This window comes from Tessaracoccus flavus (assembly GCF_001997295.1).
In the GTDB taxonomy this organism is placed as follows: domain Bacteria; phylum Actinomycetota; class Actinomycetes; order Propionibacteriales; family Propionibacteriaceae; genus Arachnia; species Arachnia flava.
This window is the reverse complement of record NZ_CP019605.1, coordinates 2,722,060-2,747,996: the sequence shown is the minus strand read 5'-3', so window position 1 is coordinate 2,747,996 and position 25,937 is coordinate 2,722,060. Positions and strand designations below refer to the sequence as shown.

20 protein-coding genes are annotated in these 25,937 nt (G+C 68.2%); 2 read left to right on the top strand and 18 right to left on the bottom strand.

The genetic code is table 11. The annotated features are described in order from the left end of the window. Position 1 precedes the first annotated feature (1 nt). From RPIT_RS12650 to RPIT_RS12620, 7 genes are all read right to left on the bottom strand, one after another. Positions 2-1,414, bottom strand: coding sequence for a GH1 family beta-glucosidase (locus RPIT_RS12650; protein ID WP_077343774.1), 1,413 nt, complete (start codon positions 1,412-1,414; stop codon positions 2-4). Continuing rightward, positions 1,411-2,319 carry a carbohydrate ABC transporter permease gene (locus RPIT_RS12645; protein ID WP_077343773.1) on the bottom strand — a complete coding sequence of 303 codons (909 nt, stop codon included), beginning with the start codon at positions 2,317-2,319 and terminating at the stop codon, positions 1,411-1,413. Before RPIT_RS12645 ends, RPIT_RS12650 begins: the two co-directional genes overlap by 4 nt. Beyond that, a complete protein-coding gene (locus tag RPIT_RS12640; protein ID WP_077343772.1) occupies positions 2,319-3,251 on the bottom strand; it encodes a carbohydrate ABC transporter permease in 933 nt (310 codons plus the stop codon). The genes RPIT_RS12645 and RPIT_RS12640 overlap by 1 nt, the downstream gene beginning before the upstream one ends. A gap of 94 nt (positions 3,252-3,345) precedes the next feature. Continuing rightward, positions 3,346-4,650, bottom strand: coding sequence for an ABC transporter substrate-binding protein (locus RPIT_RS12635; protein ID WP_226996267.1), 1,305 nt, complete (start codon positions 4,648-4,650; stop codon positions 3,346-3,348). Between the two features lie 202 nt (positions 4,651-4,852). After that, entirely contained in the window at positions 4,853-6,364 is a 1,512-nt protein-coding gene (lysS, locus tag RPIT_RS12630; protein ID WP_418361361.1) for a lysine--tRNA ligase, read from the bottom strand. Positions 6,365-6,427: 63 nt separating this feature from the next. After that, entirely contained in the window at positions 6,428-7,078 is a 651-nt protein-coding gene (locus tag RPIT_RS12625; protein ID WP_226996266.1) for an HAD-IA family hydrolase, read from the bottom strand. Next, the gene (locus tag RPIT_RS12620; protein ID WP_077344328.1) at positions 7,075-7,359 is read right to left on the bottom strand and encodes a cell division protein CrgA; all 285 of its coding nucleotides are present in this window, start codon (positions 7,357-7,359) and stop codon (positions 7,075-7,077) included. The genes RPIT_RS12625 and RPIT_RS12620 overlap by 4 nt, the downstream gene beginning before the upstream one ends. Before the next feature lie 236 nt (positions 7,360-7,595). Here RPIT_RS12620 and RPIT_RS12615 point away from each other — a divergent pair, with 236 nt between their 5' ends. After that, entirely contained in the window at positions 7,596-8,366 is a 771-nt protein-coding gene (locus RPIT_RS12615; protein WP_226996265.1) for a DUF881 domain-containing protein, read from the top strand. Between the two features lie 22 nt (positions 8,367-8,388). Continuing rightward, the gene (locus tag RPIT_RS12610) at positions 8,389-9,030 is read left to right on the top strand and encodes an aminodeoxychorismate/anthranilate synthase component II (RefSeq protein ID WP_077343768.1); all 642 of its coding nucleotides are present in this window, start codon (positions 8,389-8,391) and stop codon (positions 9,028-9,030) included. A 156-nt stretch (positions 9,031-9,186) separates the two neighbouring features. Here RPIT_RS12610 and pknB read toward each other — a convergent pair whose 3' ends face one another. The 11 genes from pknB to RPIT_RS12550 all read right to left on the bottom strand — a co-directional run bounded on the left by pknB (position 9,187) and on the right by RPIT_RS12550 (position 25,843). Continuing rightward, on the bottom strand, positions 9,187-11,094 hold the full coding sequence (pknB, locus tag RPIT_RS12605) for a Stk1 family PASTA domain-containing Ser/Thr kinase (protein ID WP_077343767.1): 1,908 nt from the start codon (positions 11,092-11,094) through the stop codon (positions 9,187-9,189). Positions 11,095-11,161: 67 nt separating this feature from the next. After that, positions 11,162-12,589 carry a peptidoglycan D,D-transpeptidase FtsI family protein gene (locus RPIT_RS12600; protein WP_077343766.1) on the bottom strand — a complete coding sequence of 476 codons (1,428 nt, stop codon included), beginning with the start codon at positions 12,587-12,589 and terminating at the stop codon, positions 11,162-11,164. Further along, positions 12,586-13,980, bottom strand: coding sequence for an FtsW/RodA/SpoVE family cell cycle protein (locus tag RPIT_RS12595; protein WP_077343765.1), 1,395 nt, complete (start codon positions 13,978-13,980; stop codon positions 12,586-12,588). Before RPIT_RS12595 ends, RPIT_RS12600 begins: the two co-directional genes overlap by 4 nt. Next, complete coding sequence (locus RPIT_RS12590; RefSeq protein WP_077343764.1) at positions 13,980-15,464, bottom strand: PP2C family protein-serine/threonine phosphatase; 1,485 nt, start codon at positions 15,462-15,464, stop codon at positions 13,980-13,982. Before RPIT_RS12590 ends, RPIT_RS12595 begins: the two co-directional genes overlap by 1 nt. Beyond that, positions 15,464-15,925, bottom strand: coding sequence for an FHA domain-containing protein FhaB/FipA (locus tag RPIT_RS12585; protein WP_077343763.1), 462 nt, complete (start codon positions 15,923-15,925; stop codon positions 15,464-15,466). Before RPIT_RS12585 ends, RPIT_RS12590 begins: the two co-directional genes overlap by 1 nt. Position 15,926: 1 nt before the next feature. Beyond that, positions 15,927-16,625, bottom strand: a complete 699-nt coding sequence (locus RPIT_RS12580; protein WP_077343762.1) for an FhaA domain-containing protein — start codon at positions 16,623-16,625, stop codon at positions 15,927-15,929. Positions 16,626-16,919: 294 nt separating this feature from the next. Further along, positions 16,920-19,754 (bottom strand): cation-translocating P-type ATPase, encoded by a 2,835-nt coding sequence (locus tag RPIT_RS12575; RefSeq protein WP_077343761.1) that lies wholly within the window; start codon positions 19,752-19,754, stop codon positions 16,920-16,922. A 236-nt stretch (positions 19,755-19,990) separates the two neighbouring features. After that, positions 19,991-21,025, bottom strand: coding sequence for a methylmalonyl Co-A mutase-associated GTPase MeaB (meaB, locus tag RPIT_RS12570; RefSeq protein ID WP_077343760.1), 1,035 nt, complete (start codon positions 21,023-21,025; stop codon positions 19,991-19,993). 315 nt (positions 21,026-21,340) lie between these two features. Next, positions 21,341-24,517, bottom strand: a complete 3,177-nt coding sequence (locus tag RPIT_RS12565) for a TolB-like translocation protein (RefSeq protein WP_157633353.1) — start codon at positions 24,515-24,517, stop codon at positions 21,341-21,343. 343 nt (positions 24,518-24,860) lie between these two features. Continuing rightward, a complete protein-coding gene (locus RPIT_RS12555) occupies positions 24,861-25,118 on the bottom strand; it encodes a PqqD family peptide modification chaperone (RefSeq protein WP_077343758.1) in 258 nt (85 codons plus the stop codon). After that, complete coding sequence (locus RPIT_RS12550; RefSeq protein ID WP_077343757.1) at positions 25,115-25,843, bottom strand: hypothetical protein; 729 nt, start codon at positions 25,841-25,843, stop codon at positions 25,115-25,117. The genes RPIT_RS12555 and RPIT_RS12550 overlap by 4 nt, the downstream gene beginning before the upstream one ends. Positions 25,844-25,937 lie beyond the last annotated feature (94 nt).

The window sequence follows — 25,937 nt, the reverse complement described above, 5'->3', positions numbered from 1 at the left end:
GTCAGCCCCCCTCGACCGCATTATCCCGCGCGGCGTCGCGGAAGAACAGAGCCGACGCCTTGGGCGTGCGTTTCTGAGTTGCGTAGTCGACCCGGACGATACCGAATCTCTTGTCGTAGCCCCATGCCCACTCGAAGTTGTCCATGAGCGACCACACGAAGTACCCGCGCACATCGACGCCCTTCTCGATCGCGTCGTGGACGGCGATGAGGTGGTCGCGGACGAACGAGACCCGATCCTGGTCGTCGACGAAGCCGTTCTCGTCGACGAGGTCGGGCATGGCGGCCCCGTTCTCCGTGACGTAGAGCGCCACGCCGGCGGGTCCGGTGTACTCCTCATGCAGGCGCACCAGCAGCCGGGTGAGTCCCTCGGGCTGGATCTCCCACCCCTGATCGGTGACGGGGAGGTCTCTGGGCTGGAACGTGACCCACTCGGACCCGATGTTCGGGTTGCCGCGCACGCGGCCGTCTGGCAGCACCGCCGGCGCGTAGTCCGACGATGGGGTGCCGGTGACGGCCGAGCCGTGGTAGTAGTTCACGCCCAGCACATCGATCGGGGCTGCGATGAGCTCGAGGTCGCCGGGCTTGACCACCTCGTCCAGCCCGAGGCCGGCGATGTCGCGCAGAACATCCTCGGGGTAAGACCCGCGGAAGATCGGGTCCAGGAAGAACCGGTTGAAGATCCCGTCGATGCGGCGAGCGGCCTCCTGATCGGTCTCCGACGACGGGTCCACCGGATCCGGCACCGTGTGGTTGAGGGTGATGCCCAGAGTGGCCGACGGCGCCAGCTCGCGCAGCCGGGCCGTCGCCAGCCCGTGGGCCAGCAGAAGGTGGTGGCCGGCGTGGAGCCCCTCCGTGCGGTCGGCGTGCCCGGGGGCATGCTCACCGCACGCGTAGGACAGGAACGACGAGCACCAGGGCTCGTTGAGCGTGGTCCAGACGTCGACCCGATCGCCGATCGCGCCGTGCATCGCTTCGGCGTACTCGACGAAACGGTAGGCGGTGTCGCGGTTGGTCCAGCCGCCCTTGGCCTGGAGCGCGGCCGGGAGATCCCAGTGGTAGAGGGTCACCCACGGCGTGATGCCGTGGCCGAGCAGCTCGTCGACCAGACGCGAGTAGAAATCCAGGCCCTTGGGGTTGAACTCGGCGTCGTCGGGCCGCACCCGTGACCACGACGTCGAGAACCGGTAGGACTGCAGGCCCAGTTCGGCCATCATCGCGACATCGGTGGGCATGCGGTGGTAGTGGTCGCACGCCACCGAGCCGTCGTCGCCACCCGCGACCGTTCCCGGCTCGCGGCAGAACACGTCCCAGATGGAGTCGCGGCGGCCGTCCTCATGCGCGGCGCCTTCAATCTGGTAGGCAGCCGTGGCGCTGCCCCAGAGGAATCCCTGAGGAAATTGGTAGGTGGTCATCCCTTGACTGCTCCTTGCATAATGCCGGCCACAAGTTGGCGTCCGGCGACGACGAAGAGGAGAACCAGCGGCAGCGTGGCGACGACGACGCCGGCCATGATGAGCGAGTAATCCTTGAAATACGAGGCCTGCAGGAGTTGCAGCGCCACGGGGAGGGTCGGATTGGCCGACCCGAGAATGATGAAGGGCCAGAAGAAGTTGGTCCACGCGCCGACGAAGGTGAACAGCCCCAGCATCGCGGCGGCCGGCCGGGCGGCGGGCAGCGCGATCGACCAGAACGTGCGGATCATGGACGCGCCGTCGACGCGGGCGGCCTCGATGAGCTCGAACGGCAGGGCCTCGCGCAGGTACTGGGTCATCCAGAACACTCCGAACGCGGTGACCATGCCCGGCACGATCACGGCCTGGAGCTTGCCCACCCAGTCCAGCTCGGACATCAGGATGAACATCGGCACGATGCTGAGCTGGGTCGGTACCGCCATCGTCGCGATGACGAAGACGAGCAGCCCGTTGCTGCCGCGGAACCGCAGCTTGGCGAACGAGTACCCGGCGAGCGTCGAGAAGAACACGACGGAGACGGCGGTGATCGTGGAGACGATGATCGAGTTGCGCAGCGCGGTCCAGAACTGGATGTCGGAGCGCACCACGCGGCTGATGTTGTCCATCAACTCGCCGGCGGGGAGCATCGACGGGATCGGGTTGCGTGCGATGTCGGCGGCGTTGGAGGAGGCCAGCAGCACCGTGAAGTAGATGGGGTAGATCGAGATGATGAGGACCACGGCCAGCGCGAGGTAGGTGCGCCAGCCGGGCCTCTTGTCGACGCCGTGCAGGCGACGGCGGATCGCCTTGGCGGCGCCCTTGCCCGCCAGCTGCTGGGCCATGGGTGAGGACATCTGGCTGGACATCAGCGGCCTGCCTTTCCGCTTGCGGACGACGCGATGGAGCGCGTGATGAGGAAGTTGACGACGCCGACCAGCACGATGATGAGGAAGAGCAGCCAGGAGACGGCGGCCGCGCGGCCGAAGTTCTTCTGCGCGCCCCAGCCGAGCTCGTAGATGTACATCGTGAGCGTCATCCACTGGCGGTCTGCGCCGCCCTGTCCGAGCGTGTCGAACATGCGCGGCTCGTCGAAGATCTGGAGTCCGCCGATGGTGGACGTGATGACGACGAAGATGATGGTCGGTCTCAGCATCGGGACGGTGACGGAGAAGAAGGTGCGCCATCTGGCCGCGCCGTCGACGATCGCGGCTTCGTAGATCTCGCGTGGAATGGCCTGCATGGCGGCGAGGAAGATCAGCGCGTTGTAGCCGGTCCAGCGGAAGTTGACCATGGTCGCGATGGCGACGTGGGCGGCGAACGGATCACCGTGCCAGGCGATGCCGGTGGCACCCATGAGTTCGAGGACGGCGTTCACGAGCCCGGACTGGTCGGCGAAGATCTTGGCGAAGATGAGTGAGACCGCGACGGGCGCGACGACGAACGGCAGCAGGACACCCATCCGCCAGAAGGTCTTGGCGCGGAGGTTCGTGTCGAGCAGGTAGGCGATGACGATCGCGGCCAACACCTGCGGCACGGACGAGAGGAGGAAGATCGAGAAGGTGTTGCGCAGTGCCTTGTAGAAGTTCGGCTGCTGCACGACGTCGGTGTAGTTGGTGAAGCCGACGAGGTCGCCCTGGCCACCGATGAGGTGCCACTCGTGGACCGAGACCCAGGCTGTGTAGGCCAACGGGAAGAGGCCGACGATGAAGAACAGGATGAAGAAGGGGCTGATGTACAGGTACGGCGACGCTTTGACGTCGAACCGGCTCAGGCGCTGGCGCCAGGTGAGCTCTTTCATGGCGGGACTCTCTCGCGGGCAGGGGCGGGGCGTGCGGGGTCGGGGGTCGGGGTGCGACCCCCGACCCCGCAGGCGGCTCAGCGCCTAGATGGGCTCAGCTGAGGCCGAGGGCGGCGTAGGCCTCGACGGCCTTGTCCCACGAGCTGGCGGCGTCGTCGGTGCCCTCGACGTCGAGGCGGTTCAGCGCGTCGGTCACGAGCTGGGCCAAAGCGAAGTAGTTCGGGCCCTTGAACGGCTGGACTTCGATGGCGTTGGCGCGGTCCGCGAGGATCTGGCCGGTGGGCGCGTCGTTGAAGAACGCGTTGGTCGAGTCCAGCAGGGCCGGGTCTTCGAGCGCCTCGACCTGCGAGGGGAAGGTGCCCTTGGACTCGAAGGCCTTGATCTGCTGCTCAGGGGCGGTCAGCCAGGCGGCGAGCTTCTTGGCATGCTCCGGGTTTTCGCTCTGCGCAGGGACGGTCAGGTACGAGCCGCCCCAGTTGCCGCCGCCGCCGGGGAAGACGTTGGCGATGTCCCAACCCTCGACGCCTTCGGCGTTGCCCTCGATGACGCCCAGCATCCAGCCGGGGCACAGCATCGTGGCGAACTTGTCGGTCTGGAAGGCGTTGGTCCAGTCCTCGCTCCACTGGGCAAGGCCGGCCGAGAGGTTGTCGTCGACGGCAGCCGTCGCGATGTCGTCGTAGATGGACTTGATCTCGTCGTTCTCGGCGAGCGGGATGGGCGTGCCGTCGGAGTTCTCGAAGGGGTTCTCGACCTGGTTGACCATGCCCTGGAAGGTGGCCGACGCCGAGTCGAACCAGGCGACGCCGTCGGAGTTGGCGACGAAGTCCTTGCCCACGTTGAAGTAGGTGTCCCAGTCGCCCTCGAGAAGGTCGGCGACTTCTTCGCGGTCCGTCGGGAAGCCGGCCTGCTCGAAGAGATCTGCGCGGTAGCAGATGGCTTCGGGGCCGACGTCTGTGCCGTAGCCGATGACCTTGCCGTCTTCTGTGGTGACCGCCTCGACCTTCCAGTCGAGCCAGCGGCCGTCGAGCTCAGGGTCGGCAAGGTCGGTGAACTTGTCGGAGTACTGCATGAGCTCGGTGAGCCAGTCGACCTCGATCGCCTCGATGTCGGCCAGGCCGGAGCCGGCGGCGAGTCGGGTGTTCATGTTGTCGCGAGCCTCGTTGGAGGTAGCGGCCTTGCGGTGCTCGATGGTGACGTTCGGGTTGTCGGCCATGTACTCCTCAAAGAGTTCTTCGTAGCCGAACTCGTTGAACGTGGCGACCGACAGCGTCACCTCCTGGTTGGGGTCTGCAGAAGGCGCATCGGACTGGGTGGCTTCGGGGGTTGTGCCTGTCGAGCAGGCGCTCAGTAGGGCGCCGACGCAAGCGACGGCGGCGATGTTGCGGATGGCAGCACGCACGGTGACTCCTTTGTATTGTGCTTGTCCCGAGAGCGCTCTCATTCAGTGAGGCGAGTGCCGCGAGAGCGCTCTCAGGGGTTGATGGAACAGTAACCCGGGGGAGCGCGCCGAGTCAACCGACGTTATGAAGTTGTGACAATCAGGTGTGCTCGCAGCTTGTCGTCTGTTGATCCCTGAGCTTGTCGCTGCGCTCGCCGCAGATTCAGGTGGAGCTCGGGCGCAGAAGCGGGAAGAGGATGGTCTCTCGGATGCCGACGCCGGTCAGCAGCATGATGAGGCGGTCGATGCCGAGGCCGAGGCCGCCCATCGGGGGGACGCCGTACTCGAGGGCCTCGATGAAGTCCTGGTCGAACTGCATCGCCTCGGGGTCACCGGCGGCGGCCTTGAGGGACTGGCTCGTCAACACATCGCGCTGAATGATCGGGTCGATCAGCTCCGTGAAGCCGGTGCCGCGCTCAACGCCACCGATGATCAGGTCCCATGCTTCGATCTTGCCCGGCTCTGTGCGGTGCGGGCGCGCGAGGGGCTGCGCGAGGGCGGGGTAGTCGTAGACGAAGGTGGGCTGGATGAGATCCGGCTCGACGAGGTCGCCGAAGAGCTCCATCACCAGCTTGTCGGCGCCCCACTTGGGGTCGTACTCCACCTCGTTGGCCTCCGCGATGCCTTGGAGAACATCGGCGGGGGTGTCGACGGTGATCGGCTGCCCGACCTTCTCCGACAGCGCCGGATACACGGGCAGCCACGCCCACTCGCCGTCGAGATCGATGGTGCCCCGAGGCGTCTCGATCTGACGGCTGCCGACGGCGTCCGCGGAGGCGACGATGATGTCCTGGATGAGCCTGGCGATCGTCTTCTGGTCGCCCCACGCCTGGTAGGCCTCGAGCATCGTGAACTCGGCCGAGTGCGTGGAGTCGATGCCCTCGTTGCGGAACACGCGCCCGATCTCGAAGACCCGGTCCGCCCCGCCTACCATGGTGCGCTTGAGGTGCAGTTCGAGCGCGATCCGCAGCGTCATGTCGATGTCGAAGGCGTTGATGTGCGTGTTGAACGGCCGGGCGGCCGCGCCGCCGTGGACCAGCTGGAGCGTGGGGGTCTCGACCTCGAGGTACCCGTGGTCGTACAGCGTGTCGCGGACGGCGCGGGTGATCGCGGAGCGCTTCCGCACCATCTCGCGGGCCTCGTCGCGGACGATGAGGTCGACGTAGCGGCGCCGCACGCGCGACTCCTCGGAGAGGTCCTTGTGCATGACCGGCAGCGGACGCAGCGCCTTCGCTGCGAACCTCCACTCGGAGGCCATGATGCTGAGCTCCCCCCGCTTCGAGGCGATGACGCGGCCCTTGACCCAGATGAAGTCGCCCAGGTCGGCGTCGGCCTTCCAGGCGGCCAGTGCCTCCTCGCCCACCTCGGCGAGCGACAGCATCACCTGGAGGCGTTCGCCGTTGTCGTCGGGGGTGAAGCCGTCCTGCAACGTCGCGAAGGCCAGCTTGCCGGTGTTGCGGATGAACACGACCCGGCCGCCGGTGGTGACCACCTCGTCGGTCTCGACGCCGGCCTCAAGGTGACCCCAGGTGGCGCGGATCTCGCGGAGCGTATGGCTGCGGGTGAGGTCGGCGGGGTACACCTCGGTGCCGGACTCAAGCAGGCGTGCGCGCTTCTCCTTGCGGATGGCGGTCTGCTCGGAGTCACTGGGCTGGGGCAGGGGGGCGTCGTTCACGCGCAGCATCCTACCTGCCTGGCGCCGGGGACCCTTCTTTCGTGGGTCTGGGGTGCGCGGGAGTCAGGCGCGCCAGGTGATGCGCACGCCGTCGTCGATGGCCTCGAACTCGACGTCGGCCAGCGAGTTGACGTGCCAGTCGGCCTGCAACTCATCGACGGTGTGTGCGGTGAGCACTCCGATGACGGCCATGCCCGCAGCCCTGGCCGCGGCGACCCCGGCCGGAGCGTCTTCGAAGACGACACAACGTTCAGGGTCGGTGCCCAGTCGTTCGGCGGCCAGGAGGAAGGACTCGGGGTCGGGCTTGCCGTTGGTGACGTCGTCGCGGGTGACGACGACGGCGGGTCGGTCGAGGCCCACGGCGTCGAGCCGGGCGTTGAGGAGCGGCGCCGTGCAGGACGTCGCGATGGCCCGGCGCTCGTCTGGCACCCCGGCGAGTGCGTCGACCGCCCCGGGGAGCGGGACGACGCCGTCGGTGTCGGCCACTTCGAGTTCGTCGATCCGGGCCGACGCGCGCTCCACCTGATCAGCGGGCAGCAGTGCGGCCGCGATGGCAGCGCTCGGCATGCCGGTGAAGCTGACGAGCGACGCGGGGTCGAGCCCGAACTCGTCGGCCCACGTCAGGTAGGACCGGACCATTGCTGCGTGGGAATCGGCCAGGGTGCCGTCGAAGTCGAAGATGACGGCGGCGAACTCCCCGAGGGTCGAGCTCACTTCCAGAGCGTCATGAAGGCGAAGCTGGCGACGATGAGGCCGAGACCGATCACCACGTTCCAGTCGCCGATCGACTGCATGAAACCGATGCGGTCGCCCGCGAGGTTGTAGGTGACCATCCAGGCCACGCCGAGAAGGCCCATGGGGATGAAGACTGCGGGCACCCAGTTGCGGTTGGCGGGCGCAAGGCGCGAGTATTCGCTGCGCTGTTCGGCGAGCTCAGCCTTCGACTTGAGCTTCTTCTTTTCCTCAGCCTGCTTGCGAGACCTGGATTCGGGCACGTTGCCTCCTTGGATGACGTCCGCCCTAGCGTAGTTGAGGTGCGGGAATTCGCCCACATCGACCTGTACCGATCGCCTCTGCCGAGTAGGTGCCGGTCGTTCATCCTGAGAAAATGACCCGAGGTCGCGCCATACGCGCTGGCACATCAATTCTTCAGGCTGAACGTGGCCGACCGCTGGAGACCGCCCAGGGAAACGGTGGGGATGAGGGTCGGGAGGCGACGTAGGCTGGGCTGGTGAACGTGTGGCGGAAGATCGCGGAACGGGTGCCGCGGGTGCGGGCCCGGATCGCGCAGTCGCGCCAACGTTCGCCTCGAGGCCGGGTGACGACCGTGCTGGTCTGCCTGCTCGCCGGCCTGATGATGACGGTGGCGTCCATCGCCGCCCGTGGCACCGATCTGCGCAGCGACCGCACAGCGAACCTGCGCGACCTCATCGTGACCCAGGGCAATAGGAACACCGAATTGCGCACGGAGGCCGAAGCCCTCCGCGACGAGGTGGAACAGCTGTCCGCCCAGCGGTTCGGTGCGCCCCCCGTCGATCGTGCGTCGACGGCGTTGGAGGTGGCCGCAGGGCTCGTCGCGGTGAGCGGCCCGGGCTTCCGGGTGGTGCTGACCGACGCCCCGAACGACGTCCGGCCCGCCGGCGTCGACGACGACTCGCTGGTGGTCCATCAGCAGGACATCCAGGCGGTCGTCAACGCGATGTGGGCCGGCGGCGCAGAGGCCGTCACCATCCAGGGGCAGCGGGTCATCGCGACCACCGGCATCAAGTGCGTCGGCAACACGGTCGTGCTCCACGGCATCCCGTACGCGCCGCCCTACGTCATCGAGGCGATCGGCGACGTCAACCAGATCGAGGCGTCCATCGACGCGTCCGAGCACATCCAGGTGTATCTGCAATACGTCGACGCGTACGGTCTCGGCTACGAGGAACAGCGGCTCAACCAGATCGATATGCCCGCGTTCGCCGGCTCGGTGGGCGTGACGCTCGCCCGGTCGCAGTAGCCCCTCGTGGCACAATGACGCCGTGGCCGCCATCCTCGTCATCGACAACTACGACTCGTTCGTCTACAACATCGTCAGCTACCTCGCGCAGATCGGCGCTGAGGTCGAGGTGTGGCGCAACGACGATCCCCGGTTCGCCGACGACGACTGGCACGCCCGGTTCGACGGGGTCCTCCTCTCGCCCGGACCCGGCACGCCCGAGGAGGCCGGGGTGTGCGTCGACGTCGTCCGACAGTTGGGTGGGGTGAAGCCGCTCTTCGGCGTCTGCCTCGGGCTGCAGGCCATGGCGGTGGCCTATGGAGGCGTGGTGGATCGGGCTCCCGAGCTGCTCCACGGTAAGACGTCCCCCGTGTTCCACGAGGGCAAGGGCGTCTTCGCCGGCCTTCCATCCCCGGTGACGACGACGCGGTACCACTCGCTGGCCATGGTCGAGGACACCGTGCCGGAGGTGCTGGAGGTGACGGCCCGCACTGAGTCGGGCGTCATCATGGCGGTTCGCCACCGCAGCCTGGCCGTCGAGGCGGTGCAGTTCCACCCGGAGTCGGTGCTCACTGAAGGTGGCTATCAGATGCTGGCCAACTGGCTCGCCGAGTGCGGCGACACGGACGCCCCCGTCCGGGCAGCCGGACTATCGCCCCTGGTCACCACGGACCTCGCTCCCTGAGCTTGTCGGTCTCGTTCCTTGAGCTTGTCGGTCTCGTTCCCTGAGCTTGTCGAAGGGTTACGGCCGCGGCTGTGGTCGCCGCCCTGTGGTTGGGGGCGGCGGTAGGTGGCGGGCCGTTACCCTTCGACATGCTCAGGGAACGGCTGGCCTCCTCGGCTAGCCGTTGGCGTCCGGGGTGGGGGAGACCGACGGGTCGGGGGCCGGGGGCTCCGGGTCGACCGGTTCCGATGCCGGGGGATCGACCGGAGGCGTGCTCTCCACGACCGGCGGCTCGGGGGTCGGCGACTCGGTGGTCGGATCGGGAGACGGCTCAGGCTCCGGGGGCGCGACCGCCACCTTCACGCTGATCTCCGAACCGCGGTCTAGCGGCGTGTTGACCGCCGGGTCCTGGTCGAAGATCGTGCCGGGGGAGGCGTACTGGTTCTCCTCCTCGACGGGGCGCAGGCGGAAGCCGCGATCCTCGGCCGCCTTGTACGCCTCCTCCAGCGTCAGGTTGCGCAGGATCGGGACCAGCGACTGGCCGGTGGCGACGGTCAGCTCGATCACGGTGTCCGGGCTCACTTCGGCGCCCGACGCCGGATCGGTGCTGGTGACGTTGCCCTTCACTGCCTCGGGATCCTCGGTTTCGGGGTTGTCCGCGACCTGTTGGAAGTTCTCGAAGCCCGCCGTGCGCAGGATCTGCTCGGCGGTCGCGACCGGCACCTTCGTCAGCCCGTCGGGAACGGTGAGCAGGGTCGGGCCCTGCGAGACGTCGATGGTCACCTCCGAGCCCGCCGGGAGCATCTCGCCCGCATCGGGGCGTTGCTCGACGACGAAGCCCTTGTCGTCGTCCGTGCCCGGCACCGGGTTGACGACGGCGACGAGGTTCGCGTTCTCGATGGCCTCGCGCGCCGCGATCTCTGTGGCCCCACGCACCGGCGGTACGGCGTACTCGGTGACCTCCCGCGCGGGCGGGTTCATCAATACGAGGATCGTGGCCACAATGCCGATGAGCACCAGAGCAGTGATCACCAGCAGAGCGACGAGGCCCTTGCGCGACTTCCGCTCCTCCGGCTCGTCCAACACATCCACCGGAGACGAGGCCGGCGCCAGGGCGGGTGACGGCATCACCGGCGGGGGCGGGGGGGTCGACGCGCGGCGGGCGGTCGTCGTCATGGGGTCGGACGGGATGAGCTGGGTCGCCTGATCCGCGGCGGCAGCAGCCGCGAGCACCGGCTCGCCGCGAAGTGCCCGCTGGATGTCCTCGCGCATCTCGAACGCGTCCTGGTACCGGTCGCGCGGATCCTTTTCGAGCGCCTTCATCACCACGGCGTCCATCGCTGGGGTTACCTCGGCATCCACCTGCGACGGCGGCACGGGGATCTCGCGGACGTGCTGGTAGGCCACGCTCACCGGAGAGTCGCCCTTGAAGAGTGGCTGCGACGTCAGGAGTTCGTACAGCAGGCAGCCGACGGCGTAGATGTCGGAGCGGTTGTCCACCTTCTCGCCGCGGGCCTGCTCGGGGGAGAGGTACTGGGCGGTGCCGATGACGGCCGCGGTCTGGGTCATGGTGGCCGACGTGTCGGCAACCGCCCGGGCGATGCCGAAGTCCATCACCTTGACGGTGCCGCCGGGGGTCAGCATGACGTTGGCGGGCTTGATGTCGCGGTGGATGATGCCGGCCCGGTGCGAGTAGGCCAGCGCGTCCAACACGCCGGAGGTGAACTCCAGCGCCCGCTCGGGGAGGATCTTGCGACCGTCGCGCAGCACTTCGCGAAGGGTCACGCCCTCGACGAGCTCCATGACGATGTAGGGCACCGACACGTCCGAGGCGCCTTCGCGCTCCTCACCGGTGTCGTACACGGCGACGATGTTGGGGTGGTTGAGCCCCGCGGCTGACTGGGCCTCGCGCCGAAACCGCGCCTGGAAGGTGGGGTCGCTCGCCAGATCGACGCGCAGCCGCTTCACCGCGACGTCGCGCTCCAGGCGCCTGTCACGTGCGCGCCACACCTCGGCCATCCCGCCCCGCCCGATCACTTGCTCGAGCTGGTAGCGGCCACCGAGGAGTGTTCCTCGCTCTGTCATCGCACCGGTTCCTTTCGGTATCCCAGGCACCATCTTGCGCCATCACCATGAGAAAAGTCTGAGAGGTTCATCGCAACGCCTCCACGACGGCCTTGAAGATCGGGGCCGCAAGCCGGCCGCCGGAGATGTCGTTTCGCTCAACGTCGGCGTCCTCGACGAACGCGACCACCGCGACCTTGGGCTCCTCCGCAAAGCCGACGAACCACGCGTATGGCGGTCGGTCGGGGGCGGTCTGGGCGGTGCCGGTCTTGCCGCCGACGACGGCGCCGTCGATCTGTGCGGGTCGGCCGGTGCCGTCCTCGACCGTGGCGATCATCATCTGCTGCAGGTGCTCGGCCGACGACGGGCTGAGCGGTGCGCTCAGGCGCTCGGACGGGTTCGATGACAGCACCGTCAGATCCGAGTTGGTCACGGAGCTCACCACGTGCGGCCGCATCAGCACGCCGTCGTTGGCGATCGCGGCGGCCACCTGAACGATCTGGAGCGGGGAGGCGGCGACGTCGAACTGGCCGATGGCCGTGAGCGCTGTCTGCGCCTCGTCGAGCTCGGTGGGGAAGACCGACTCGGCGGCCGTCATGTCGATCGTGGGCTCCTGGTTGAACCCGAACTTCTCGGCCTGCTCCAGCAGTTTGTCGGCGCCGAGCTGCAGGCCAAGGTTGCCGAAGGCTGTGTTGCAGGAGGTCTTGAGCGCCTGCTCGAGGCTGACGCGGGTGCCGCCGCAATTGGTCGAGTTGCCCATCGACCGGTTGGAGTTCGGCAGGGGGAGGGAGTCGGGGGAGTCGACCTCGGTGCTCGGCACCATCCCGTCCTCGAGCGCAGCGGCTGCGGTGACGAGCTTGAACGTTGACCCGGGCGGATAGATCTCACGCACGGCGCGGTTCTTGAGCGGCTCGTCGGGGCGGTCCAACAACTCGACCCACGCCTCCCGTTCCGCGGTGAGGTCGACCGTGGCGAGCCGGTTCGGGTCGTAGGTCGGGGTGGAGACCAGGGCGAGGATCTCGCCGGTCTCGTAGTTCATCGCGACGACGGCGCCGCGCTGGTCGCCGAGCGCCCGGACCGCGGCCGCCTGGGCCGCGGGGTTGAGCGTCGTCGAGATGTTGGCCCCTCTCGACCGACGCCCCGTGAGCAGATCGACGGCGCGTCCGACGGACTGCCCCGACGACGTACCGGCGAGCTCCTGGTTGTAGGTGTGCTCGAGGCCGGAGCGCGCGTAGTCGTAGGAGTACCAGCCGGTGACCGAGCTCCAGATCTCCGGCTGCGGGTAGGAGCGGATGTACGGGAAGCGGCCGCCCCGCGGCACGGACTGCGCGATCGGCTGGTTGCCGACCAGGATCGCGCCGCGGTTGCGGGAGAACTCCGCGTCGCGGACGCGGCGGTTGCTGGTGTCCTCGTTGAGGGAGTCGGCCCGCACCACCGCGATCCAGGTGAGGTTGAGCAGCAGCGCGGCCATGAGCAGCGACACGAAGACGGTGACCTTGCGGATGGGGCCGTTCATCGGGCGATCACCACCGTCAGGTCGTCGATCTGCTGCGGCGACTGCGGCGCCGCCGTCGCCGCCTGGGGCACGCGTGCCCGATGCGAGATGACGAGCAGAATCCCGATGATCATCCAGTTCGCGATGAGCGACGACCCGCCCTGGCTCATGAACGGCGTGGTCAGACCGGTGAGCGGCAGCAGTCGGGTGACGCCGCCGATGATCGAGAACACCTGCAGGGCGAACGAGAAGCTGAGGCCGGCGGCGAGCAACTTGCCGAAGCCGTCGGGGGAGATGAGCGCAGTCTTGAAGCCGCGCGCGACGAGGAGGGCGTAGACGAGGATGACCGCCATCAGCCCGAGGATGCCGAGCTCCTCACCGACGGCGGCGGCGATCATGTCGGACTTGGCCAGCGGGGTCAGCCCGGGGCGCCCCAGCCCCCAGCCGCGGCCGAACAAGCCGCCCCAGGCGTAGCCGAACTGCGCGCTGATGATCTGCAGGTTGGCGTCGTAGTTGCTGAACGGGTCCAGCCAGGCGTTGACCCGGCGCGGCACGTGGTTGGTGAACGCGTTGGCGGCGAGCGCGGCGCCGACGAACAGGATCGACGCCAGGATCGGCCAGGCGGGGCGTTCGGTGGCGATGTAGATCATCACCGTGAACAGGCCGAAGAACAGCAGCGAGGTGCCCAGGTCGTTCTGGAACACCATGACCGCGAGGCTGGCCAGCCACATGACGAGGATCGGGCCGAGGTCGCGGGCCCGCGGCAGTTCGATGCCGAGCACGCGTCGACCCGCCAGCGCCAGCACTTCGCGGTGTTCGTAGAGGTAGGCGGCGAAGGCGACGGCCAGCAGGATTTTGGCCACCTCAGCGGGCTGGAAGGAGAACCCGAACAGGCGGATCCAGATCTGGGCACCGCCAGAGGTGACACCGAGCCCCGGGATGAGCGGAAGGAGCAGTAGCGTCAGGCCGCCGATGAACAGCAGGTACGGGTAGCGCTGGAGGCGGCGGTGGTCGCGCAGCACGATGACGACCGCAGAGAACAGGCCGAGCCCGAGCGCGGTCCACAGCAGCTGCGTCGACGCGTCGGTGCGGGGCGGCTCCGGGATCTGGTCGATCCGGTAGATCATCGCCAGGCCGAGCCCGTTGAGCAGAAACACGCTCGGCAGGATCACGGGATCGGCGTACGGCAGCCGGAACCGGACGACCAGATGCGCGGCAAGGCCCAGGCCGAACCAGATGGCGGCCACCGTCGTCAGGTTCTCGGGGAGGACGTCGTAGAGGTTGAGGTGGGTGAGCACCCAGCCGACGAAGCCGAACAGCTGCGCGAACGCGATGAGCACGAGCTCGACGTTTCTGCGCTGGCGAAAGACGATGACCTCGGCGGACACCGCCGGCTGAACGGCGGCCGACATCAGCAGTCCTCGGGATCAGTCACCGGGGTGGGCGACTCGGAGGGCGACGGGCTGGGGCTGGGGGTCGGCCGCGGGAAGAGGTAGGTGCGGGTGGCGGCTGGCACGGGAGGGTTGTCGGAGATGACGCCCGGAAGTGGGGCCGCGGTCGTGGTCGGCAGCCCGGGAGCGGGACTCGGGCTCGCCGACGGCGACGGCGACGGCGACGGCGAGGGGCTGGGCGACGGCGTGGGCTTCGGCTTGTTCCGGTCCTCGCGCGTCTGGATGCACTCCTCAGCGCGGGCGGCCAGCTGCCCGGCGGTGGCGCGCCCGGCCTCGAGGCTGCTGACGGGGATCGCCGACTCGACCTGCTGCTGGTAGAACTTCGGCAGGTCGGAGACCCGGGTGTCGGTGCGTTCGGCGATGGTGGCGAAGTCGACGCCGAGGAACGAGCCGGGCAGCCCGTTGTAGATGGCGACCACGCCGTCGTCGGCCGACACGAAGTAGCGGGTCTTCGAGTATGCCTGCACACCCCACACCGAGCCGCCGATGACCAGCGCGACGGCGAGCACCAGCGCGATGATGCCCGGCCAGCGGTGCTTCGACTCCTGGGGTGCGTAGCGCGCCACCTCGGTCTCGTCGTGCTCGATCGGGGTGTCGTTGGAGGTCGGCGGGTACTGGGGCTGCTTGTCGACGGTGCCCTTTGCCTGCGCGAGCTGCCCGGTGCGGGGGATCTCCACCTCGTTGGCGGATCCGACGAGCACACCCGGGGCCGCATCGAGGTCGTCGTCCTGCTCGACGACGTCACCAATGATCACCGTGATGTTGTCGTGCCCGCCGGCCGCGTTGGCCGCGCGCGCCATCTCCGCGATGGCCTCGTCGGCGTCGTCGAGCGACATGAACTGGAGGATCTGCGCCTCGGAGATCAGCCCGCTCAAGCCGTCGGAGCAGAACATGATGCGGTCGCCGAGTTTCGCGTCGATGAGCTCCAGGTCGGGCTCGAAGTTCACCTGCCCGTTGAGCACCTTGAGGATGAGGGAGCGGTGGGGATGCGTGGCCGCCTGCTGCGGCGTGATCTTGCCCTCGTCGATGAGGGACTGCACCCAGGAGTGGTCGTGCGTGAGCTGGGTCAGCGTCCCGTCGCGCAACAGGTACCCGCGGGAGTCGCCGACGTGGGCGATGCCGAACTGCTCCCCGTTGAACATGGCCCCACAGAACGTGGTGCCCATGCCGTCGAGCTCGAGGTCCTCGTCGATGAGGTCGGTGAGCTTGGAGTTGGCGCGGGCCACCATGCCGGCGATGCTCTCAAGCATCTCCTCCGGGTCGAGCGTGCGGTGGTCGGAGCGCGCGGCCTCGGTGGCGGCGACGGCGGAGGCGAGGTCGCCTGCGGCCGCCCCACCCATGCCGTCGGCCACCATGAGCAGGTTCGGCGAGGCGTAGCCGCCATCCTGGTTGTTCTTCCGGATGCGGCCCACCTCGGAATGGGCGGCGAAGCGCAGGCTGTACATCAGATCTCGAGCCGCATCAGGGTCTTGCCGATGCGCACCACATCACCGACCGTCACCTTCGTCGGTTCGGTGACGAGGCGGCCGTTGACGTAGGTGCCGTTGGTCGAGCGCAGGTCGGAGATCAGCCACGTGTTGGAGTCCTGCTGCACGAGCTGGGCGTGGCGGGCCGAGGCGTAGTCGTCGTCGAGGAGGAGCGTGGAGTCGGCGGCGCGGCCAAGGTTGATCGTCGGCGCCACCGGTACGGCGGTGCCCTGCTGCGGGCCAGCGGTGATGGCGAACCGGGTCGGAGACTTGGACCGCCCCTTGCCGCGGCCGCGGTCGGCCGGGATGGCCGTCAACGACGACGCGGGGACGCGCTTGCCGAACATGTCAGTGCGCACGGTGTTGGCGATGGCCAGGATGAACAGCCACAGCAACGCGAGGAACGCGACCTTGATCGCGGCGATGATCAGATCAGACACGTCAAACCCCTGCGGGTGTATGGATCAGCATCCTCGTGTTGCCGATCTCGATCCTGGCCCCCTCCCCGATGCGGGTCTTGTTGACGCGATTGCCGTTGACGTGGACGCCGTTGGTGGAGCCCAGATCCTCGATGGTGACGACGGGGTGTGCGGGATCCCCGGTGACGGAGATCATGGCGTGCCGTCGGGAGACGCCGGGGTCGTTGAGACGAAGGTCGGCCTCCGCCCCGCGTCCGATGAGGATGCCGGGGGCCACCAACGGGTGGCGCACTCCGTTGACCTCGAGCACCAGCTTCCCGGGACGATCGGGCTTCCTGCCGCTGGAGTCGTCGGCGACGGCCTGGCTGGCGACGGTGAACTGCCCGGTGGGGAGCGACTCGTCGAGCGTGTAGTCGATGGAGACGGGGCCGTTGAAGACGTAGTGCCTGTCGGCGGCGTGGTCGCGGATGGACGGCGTGATCTCGGCGTTGAGGGTCTTGGCGTAAGGGGCGAGTCGGTCGTAGTCGTTGCGCGATAGCCCGATCGTGAAGACGTTGGGGACGAGGCGCTTGTCGCGCGACAGCAGCTTGGCCTCGGCGTCGAGCTCGCGCTGGATGCCGGCGACGATTTCGACGGGGTGCACATAGCCCTTGAAGGCGCGCGCGAAAACCTTGCCGACGGCCGACTCAATCTTCTTTTCGGCCTTGTCGAAGACTCCCATGCGCCTCCCTCCGGTTCAATCCCCAAGTGAACGTACCGCGACAGTCTACCCAGTGGGGTGAGGAAGTCGCGATTGCCCCTAGTCGCGTCGCTGTCCGCCGTCTCCCCGAGTAGGGAGCGAGGAACGAGTTCGATACGCGGCTGCTCGTCTCGCGGCCCCTACTCAGGGCGACGGCACGTCCCGAAAGGTGCCATTCAGCGACATGTACGACCACTATGGTCGCGCGTGTCACCAAACTGACCCCTTCAGAGTAGGCAGGTATGGAGAGGCTCCCCTTCCACCGGGGCGGCCGCCTCACCATCCCTTCGATGCCTTGTCCGCTTCCCTGCCGCGGCGCCGGTGTCGGGCGCGGTTGATCAGTTTGCGTGCCTCCTCCGCCCACAGCACGCCGCTGGCCATCGCGATCGCGATCAGCCAGTGCCGCAGATCGAGCGACGCCGTGCCGAACGCGGTCTGTAGCAGCGGGATCTCGACCACGGCCACCTGCGAGACGGCGCCGAAGGCGACGGCGGCGAGCAGCCAGCGGTTGGTACCCAGGCCGTGGAAGGCGCTCGTGATGGGGGAGCGGGCCGAGAACACGTTGAACAGTTGCGCGAACACCAGCGTCGTAAAGGCGGCGGTGCGGGCGGTGGTGAGGTCATCGCTCCCGGGGATGAGTCCGCCGACGAGGAACAGGTCCATCGTGAGCAGTGTAGAGGCGGCCATGACGGCGCCGACGAAGACGATGATGCCCCACATGCCGAGATCGATCACGCGCTCGCCAATCGCGCGGGGGCGCCGGGCCATGACGTCGTCGGTCTGGGGATCGACGCCGAGCGCGAGGGCGGGCGCGGAGTCGGTGACGAGGTTGATCCACAGGATCTGCGTGGCCAGGAGCGGCACCACGATCGCGGCGCCCGAGGCCTCGGTGAGCCCGATCAGCCCGGCGAGCACCACGCCGAAGAAGACCGTGAGTACCTCGCCCATGTTCGACGACAAGAGGTAGCGCAGGAACTTCTTGATGTTGTCGAAGATCACCCGGCCCTGCTCGACCGCCGCGACGATGGTGGCGAAGTTGTCGTCGCGCAGGACCATCGAGCCGGCTTCCTTGGTGACCTCCGTGCCGGTGATGCCCATGGCGACGCCGATGTCGGCGGATTTCAGCGCCGGGGCATCGTTGACGCCGTCGCCGGTCATCGCGACGATCTGCCCGTCGGCCTGCAGGGCGTCGACGATGCGCAGCTTATGCTCGGGCGCGACGCGGGCGAAGACGTTGACGCTGCGGGCCAACTCCGCGAAGGTGCTGTCGTCGGCGCGGTCCAGTTCCACGCCGCTGACGGCCCGGCCGTCGTCGTCGGTGATCCCGAGATCACGGGCGATCCTGAGCGCCGTGGCAGGGTGGTCGCCGGTGATCATGATGACGCGGATGCCTGCCCGGTGGGCGTCGGCGACGGCGTCGGCGGCCTCTTCCCGGGCGGGGTCGATCATGCCGACGGCGCCGAGGTAGGTGAGCTCGGTCTCGAGGTCCTCCGCGCGCTCGGCGTCGGCGACCCCCTTGTCGTCGGGCACATCACCCGCGTCCACTTCGCGCAGTGCCACGCCCATGGTGCGCATCGCCTGGCCGGACATCTCCTCGATGTCGGCGGAAAGCTGGGCGCGCAGCTCGTCGGTGAGCGGGACGACGTCGTCGCCGCACAGGACGCTGGTGCAGCGCTCCAGAACGACGTCGGGGGCGCCCTTGGTGACGAGCACCACCTCGTCACGGTCGTGGTCGCGCTGCAGGGTTGACATGCGCTTGCGATCGGACGTGAACGGCACCTCGGCGAGGCGCGTGAACCTGTTGTCGCGGCGATCGTGGACGCCGAGCTTGCGTTCGGCGACGAGGAACGCCCCCTCGGTGGGGTCGCCCAGGACCTCCCATTCGCCGTCGGTTTCGCGGAGCTCGGCGTTGGACGACAGAGCGCCGCCCATCAGCACAAGCTCGTCCTCGAACCGCTGCTCCTCGGAGCCGCACTCCACCTCGCCGTCGGGGGCGTACCCGACGCCCGTGACCGACGCCGTGCCCGACAGCGTGCGGATCTCCTGCACCGTCATCTCGTTGCTGGTGAGCGTGCCGGTCTTGTCCGAGCAGATCACCGACGCCGAGCCGAGCGTCTCGACCGAGCCCAGATCCTTGACGATCGCGTCGCGCCGCGCCATCTTCTGCACGCCGATGGAGAGCACGACGGACAGGATCGCGGGCAGGCCCTCCGGCACCGCCGCGACGGCCAGCGAGACGCCCAGCAGCAGGACGGTCACGGCGTCGTCGAGGGTGTCCACGCCGCTGACCAGCCACACGGTCACCATGACGACGACGGCGATGGCGACGACGATGGCGCCCAGCATCTTCCCGACGAACCCGATCTCGCGCTCGAGAGGGGTGTCGTCGCGCTCGGTTTCGTCGAGAAGACGGGCCACCTCGCCCATCTGCGTGGCCATGCCGGTGGCGGTGATGACGGCGCGCCCGGTGCCCTGGGTGACGGCGGTGCCGGAGAAGACCATGTTGGTGCGGTCGCCCAGCGGGATTTCGCCGTCGAGGGTGCCGGGCTTCTTGCCGACGGCGGCCGACTCACCGGTCAGGGCCGCCTCCGCCACCCGCAGCGCGCTGGCCTGGAGGAGCCTTCCGTCGGCCGCGACACTGTCGCCCTCGGAGAGCAGCAGGATGTCGCCGCGGACCACTTCTCCGGCGGTGATCTCGGTGGTCTGCCCGCCTCGAACGACGGTTGCGTGCGGGTGGGTCATGGCCTGCAGCGCCGCGACGGCCTGCTCGGCGCGGGACTCCTGGATGAAGCCCAGGACGGCGTTGGCGATGACGACCAGGGTGATGACGAGCGCGTCGACGGGGAGGCCTTCGGCGCCCTCGATCCACCACGCGACGGTGGAAATGGCCACCGCGATGAGCAGAAGGTAGATGAGGGGGTCCTGGAACTGGGCGAGGATCCGGCGCCACAACGGCATGGGCGGGGCCGACCTCAGCTCGTTGGGTCCCTCGTCACGGAGTCGGCGCTCGGCCTCGTCGGGGCTCAGCCCGTCGTCGGCGTCGGTGCGGAGATCGTCCAGCAGGTTGTCGAGACTGACCCGAGAAGCCGTCTCCAGGGTCGTCGTGTCCACGTTTTCACCCTACTCCCGGTCCCCGCTCCCTGAGCTTGTCGGCCTTGTCCGCTGAGCTTGTCGGCCTTGTCCCCTGAGCTTGTCGGCCTTGTCCCCTGAGCTTGTCGGCCTTGTCCCCTGAGCTTGTCGAAGGGTAACGGCCCGTTTCCCTACCTCCGCCCTCGACCACGGGGGCGGCGACCGCAGTCACGGTCGCAACCCTTCGACAAGCTCAGGGATCAAAGCGGATGGGGCCGCTACTCGGGGAGACGGAGGGAGGTTTGGTCCCCCCAGTGCATGGTCGGGACCGCTGCCGCGAAGGCGCGGAGGATCTCCTGCGACCCCTCAAGCGCCGAGAGCGACTCGTCCGCGAGCCGCGCCTCGACGTCGGCGGCCGTTTGGCGGACCCCAGGGGAGGTGCGCAGCGACTCCATCAGCTCGTCGCGAACCATGTTCCACAGCCAGTCGCGCTGCTGAGCCAGCCGTCGGGGGGCGAGGGTGCCGGAGGACTCCAGCTCGGCGCGGTGCTTCTCGACGGTGTCCCACAGCTCGTCGAGCCCGGCGCCGGTGTAGGAGGAGCAGGTGAGGACGGGGGCGCGCCGTTTGTCGTTGTCGCTGGTGATGAGCTTCATGGCGATGCTGAGTTCGCGGGCGGCAACGCGGGCGGCCTGCTCATTGTCGCCGTCGGCCTTGGTAATGGCGATGACGTCGGCCAGCTCGAGGATGCCGCGTTTGATGCCCTGGAGCATGTCGCCCGTGCGGGCCACCTGGAGCATGAGGAACGTGTCGACCATGCCCGCGACGGCCACCTCGGACTGCCCGACACCGACCGTCTCGACGAGCACGACGTCGTAGCCGGCGGCTTCGAGGACCAGCATCGACTCGCGCGTGGCGCGCGCGACCCCGCCGAGATGTCCGCCGGAGGGAGAGGGGCGGATGAAGGCGTTCTCGCGCTGTGCGAGCTCGGACATGCGGGTGCGGTCGCCGAGAATCGAGCCGCCGGTGCGCGACGACGACGGGTCGACGGCCAGTACCGCGACCTTGTGGCCTCGCTCGTCGATGAGTTTGACGCCCATGGCGTCGATGAACGTCGACTTCCCCGCCCCGGGGACGCCGGAGACGCCGACACGGAACGCGCCGCCCGTCCGCGGGGCGATGCGCTGCAGCAGTTCGTGGGCCTGTTCGCGGTGGGCGGGCTTCGTCGATTCGACCAACGTGATGGCACGCGCGATGTGTCCGCGCGACCCCTCCGCGATCTTGTCGGCGAGTTCCTCGATGGTGACCTTCCGCATGTTCTGACCCTACCGCTCGGCCCGTCCGCGCCTCTGTCTGGGGCCCCGCTCCTTGAACTCGTCGCCCTGCTCCCTGAGCTTGTCGCCCCCGGTCCCTGAGCTTGTCGAAGGGTTGCGGCCGTGGGCTGTGGTCGCCGCCCTGTGGTCGCCGCCCCTGTGGTTGGGGGAGGAAGGGATCGGGGTCGTGACCCTTCGACGGACGGGCTGCTCGCAGAGCGAGCTGGCCCTGCTCAGGGACCGCCCTTCGACGGACGCTCGCTCCTTCCTCGCGAGCTTCTCAGGGACCACCCCTCGACGAGCTGGCCCCGCTCAGGGTCAGCCCTCGGCGTTAGTGGCCAAGGTGATGCGACCCTGGAGCAGCAGCCCAACCTCCTGGTACTCGTAATCGACGTGGTCGCCGTCGGCAACTATGCCGACCATTGGGGCCCAGGCCTCCATGTCGAAGCACAGCGCCACTTCGAATCTCTCAAGCAACTCGAGGCCTCCGCCGGTGGCCGTGGTGAGCAACTGCTCGAACTTGCTCTTGATGCTGCCGCGCAACTGCTCGATGCGGTCGACGAACAGCGGCGAGAAGCCGACGCCGCCCGTGACCTGTGCGATGCCGCGGAAGTAGAGGTCGGTCCAGGTTGCGGCAGCCTTGAGGATCAGTCGTTCGGGGGCGAAGCGGGCGATCTTGCCGAAGACGAACTTCACCGCAGGACCGAGCACCTTGCCGAGGCCGGGCGGTAGCGGCAGCATGCAGATGTCGTGCGGCATGGTGACCGACGCCCCGGTGGTGCCGAACTTCTCGATCTTCGCCGGGCCTGCAGCGTCGAGCTCGAACCAGAAGTTCGTCACAGCCGCCACGGTCGGGCTCTGCACGTCCTCGGAGATCGCCCCGACACTCCGCAACTCGGTGGTTGCGCCCGTCTTGCACACGCTTCCGTCGACGGTGAGCCGCCGGGCGTCGATGGTGCTGCCGAAGTAGCTGGCCGTGCTGACGACGGTGAAGGAGCGGCAGGTGGTCTCGTCCGGCTCCTCTTCCTCATCGCAGGTGTTCGTCGGGTCGTCCGGGCACGGGTCGTCGATGTCGGGGATGCCGTCGCCGTCGGAGTCGATGCACAGGTTGGTGGGGTCGTCGGGGCAGATGTCGATCTCGTCTGGGATGTCGTCGCCGTCGCGGTCGTTGGCGAGGTTGACCTCCACCACACACGTGACGATCTCCGACTCGGCCACCTTGTAGGTGATGGTGCGTCCCGTCACCGTGGAGTCCGAGTCGTCGCACGTGATGCTTGCGACGATGCCACCGGCCAACCCGACCGTCACCGTGTGCGTGCCCGGTTCGGCCTTGGCGAAGAGGTAGCTGCCGACGAGGTCGCCGCTCAGCGCTCCGCTGGCGGAGACGAGCCCGGTGAACGAGTTCGGCACGTCGCTTCGCAGCGCGATGCCGGACAGACAGTTACCCGGTGAGCACTGGGGGTCGGCGTGCTCGGCGTTGACCCTCGGGTAGTAGCAGTTGGCGTTGACCATCTGCCCAAGGTCACGGTCGTAGTAATTGCAGTCATCGTAGGTATAGAGGGCCTCCCCGTCGGGTTTGAGAAGCTCTCGCCCCATGGCAATCGCCTCGCCGTCTCCCGTCCACCGGGCCACACGGTCGAAACGGCTGTCGACTGTTGCGACTCGGGCCCCGGTGGTGGCGTCGGCAATCCAGACCGACCCCTCAAAGCCCTGCTCCTGCGCGAGCACCAGTTGCGTCCCGTCGGGAGAGACATCGACGGCAGTGATACCCCGCAGCGCCGCGTCCACAGGGGCCTCGGCGGTCAGGTCATTGACCGGCGCGGCGAACAGCATTCCTGCGTCCCGGGCGAAGCAGAAGCCCCCGGTGCCGAGGCCCCCGGCCTCGCCGCGCGTGTAGTAGAGCTTCGCCCCGTCGGCCGAGAACGACGGCGTGCGCCGGACAGCCTGGTCGGTAAGGCCGCCCACGTTGCAGAGGTAGGAGGTGACTGCAGCCCCGGACCCAGGGACAGGTTGCACCTGGTCGGTGGCCATGTCGACGATGGCCAAGTCGCCGTTCCACTCGAACACCAGCCGCTGCTCGTCGGGTGACCACGCGGGATGGCGAGCCGTGGCGGAGTAGGTGGTGCCGTCGACGACCTGCGGGAACGTGACCCGCCGGGTCTCGCCAGTGCGTAGGTCAAGCACCCACAGATACGTGTTGGGCGTCGGTGCGTAGGCCGCAGTCTCCCCAGCGCGAACGAATGCAACCTGCATCCCGGTTGGGGAGACGGCCGGGAAGGAGTCGGTCGGATCTGAGGTCAGGCGGGTGTGGCAGCCAGCGGTCTCGCAGTCGAGCGGGACTGTGAACAGCCCGCCGACGGCGCTGGTCTCGGTCTCCTCGTCCCATTCGCCGGTCTCGGCTGCGACGACGACGCGGCCGTCCGCCGGTGTGCCCCAGGTGTGGGTCGGGATCGGGCCCGGACCGGGCACCGAGACCTGGGGTGGGGGCGCGGCCACGGCCTGCTGAGGTGGGGTGAGCACGACGATGCCGCCGGAGACGATCATCGCCGCCGCAAGGAACCCGGCCGCTCGACGACGGCGCGCGACGACCGCGATTCCGGTGAGCGTCACGACGATGAGCACCGCTGCCTCCGGTCCCCCGAGGGCCCAGCCGCCCTTGCTGCCCGTGCCGGTGTGCGGCGGGAAAATCGGAGGCCGCGAACTCGGAGCCGCGGTCGGTTTGGGCTTAGCAGGGGTCGGGCTGGCGGAGTAGGTGGGGGTTGGCGACACCGTCGCAGTGTGCGTAGCGGTGGGGCTCTGCGTTGCTGTCGGTGTTGCGGTCGCCGTCGGGGTGGAGATGGCTGTCGCGGTTGCGGTTGCGGTGGGTGTCGGGGTGGAGGTTGCCGTGGCTGTTGCCGTCGCCGTCGGGTCGGGCGTGGGTGACTCCGAGGCAGATGGGCCCTCGCCGACGTAGAGCCGCAGTTCGCAGGCGTCAACCGTGAGGTCCTGCTCGACGTTGGTGTTGAGTCCGATGATCTGCCACTCGTCGTCGGTCTTGAGGTTGTTGAGGAGTGTGAAGGGCTCCAGGGGCTTGACCTCGCCGGTCAGGGCGCCGTCGGTGGAGAGTTCTGAGGCGAGGAGCGGTGCGGTGTCACGGAACGTAACATCGGCGCCAACGCCGTCGGCCGCGGTGAGGAGCGCCACCCAGTCCTCGCCCGCGCCCAGGAGGATCGCCAGGTCCTCGTTGGGGGCACCGCTCCAGGTGATGTCGAGCTCAGCCGCGACGATGGGCGATGAGCCGGGATCGTCGAACTCGATCTCAATCAATCCGTCGGAGTTGGCCTCCATGTATCCCGGCACACAGGTGCCGACGACGACGCGAGAGTCGGCCTCGGCCGTCATGACCGCCGTGCCCAGCGTCACGGTCGTCGCGGCGCCGACGACGAGCAGCGTCGGCAGCAGGCGCGATCGAGATCCTGGACGGGTCGAAGCCCGATGGTGCGTAGTGGCGTCCACGTCGACGTCCTCCCCAAGGTCCGCAGCCCAGCCTGCGGATGGCTCAGTATCTCCCTCGAGGGAGGGGCGAATCAATGCTTTTCGGCAGGAAATCCAACACACTTTCGATACATCTGTGTATTCGCTGCCCTGGTCCCTGAGCTTGTCGCCCTGGTCCCTGAGCTTGTCGCCCTGTTCCCTGAGCTTGTCGCCCTGTTCCCTGAGCTTGTCGAAGGGTTGCGGCCCGGGCCGTGGTCGCCGCCCTTGTGGTCGGGGGCGGTGGGAGGGATCGGGGCCGTTACCCTTCGACGGACGGGCTGCTCGCAGAGCGAGCTGGCCCTGCTCAGGGAACGAGTCGACAAGCTCAGGAGTCGATTGACACGAGGCCGACGGCGGCGAGTTCGTCCAGCTGGGAGCGGACTGCGTCCTCCAGCGAACCCGACGGCGGAGCGCCGAACTGGGCTTCCAGCGTCGTCGCGAGGGCGGGCAGCGTCGTCGGCTCAGCGAGCGCGTCCAGGATCGCGGTGGCGACGTGGCCGAGCCGGTAGACGGTCTCGTTGAGGATCGCGACGGATTCGCCGTCGACCACCAGAAAGTCCGTGAGGTCTGTGCGCCTGATCATGGCGTCTCCAACCGTGCACGGCACCAGTCGAGGATGTCGTCGGCCTCGCCGTACTCGATCAGCGTGCAGCCGGCGCGACGGTGCACATCCGCCAGCACGTGCAGCGGCCGGGGGAGCGACGTCACCGACGACGACTCGGGGACCAGCCGCTCGATCGCGTCCAGCACCCCCAACTCCGTGAACGACGGCTCCCGGTCGGGGGTCCGGCGCAGCACGACGAGGTCGCCCAGCCAGGGCCGAGGAGGGGCGGCTTGCAGGCCGAAACTGTCTGGGGCGTGCTCGATCTTCGGCTCCCCCTTCACCGCAGCCCACGTGATGGGCTTTGGGTACGGGAAGATCTCCAACGTTGCGGGGTCCAGCCCGACCGTCTCGTCGGTCAGATAGCCGTACTCGCGGGCGAGTAGCCGCGTCAGCGTCGACTTACCCGTACCCCCTGGGGCAACGAATGCCAGCGCCCGACCGGTCGTCTGGTGCGCGACGGCCCCGGCGTGGAGCATCAGCAGCTCGCCGCGGCGGGCGGCGATGAGGGCGTGCGTGATGTGCTGCGTGAGAATCACCAGCGACGAGTTTCCCTCCGCGTGCACGGTTTCGACGACGTCGCTGGCCTCCATCGCGGCGGGCTCCACCAGACACCGGTCCCAGAGTGCAGTGAACTCTCCCTCGTCGATCGGTGACCCGTTCAGGTCCACGTCGATCGTCGTTCCCAGTGCCCTCAGCATCGCCATCACGGTTCCCCTCGCATGGCGTCGCGCGGCGTCACCATCTCTCCTGGCCAGCCACGTCGATTCCCCCTAACGATCTCAGGCACTCAGACCTACC